Genomic DNA, 243 nt, shown 5'->3' on the forward strand with positions numbered 1-243 from the left:
GATAACGGCAGTGTTGAATTTGCAAAAGTGAAACCTAGAAAAGTGAACGAAGCTATGAAATTATTCTCAGAACCTCGATTCAACGTTGATGTATTAAAAGTAGAAGTACCTGTAAATATGAAGTATGTTGAAGGATTTGCAGATGGAGAGGTTGTTTATACCAAAGAAGAAGCGGCACAACATTTCAGAGATCAAGAGGCTGCAACAAATTTACCATATATTTATTTAAGTGCTGGTGTATCT

Annotated in this window: 1 protein-coding gene; it reads left to right on the forward strand. The window is 35.4% G+C overall.

Features of this window, described 5'->3' with window-relative positions:
* Positions 1–243: hypothetical protein (locus AC0IZJ_RS28675; protein ID WP_471855676.1), on the forward strand; the 243-nt coding region annotated here is incomplete at both ends.

The sequence above is a fragment of the Roseateles sp. AC306 genome, assembly GCF_979253795.1.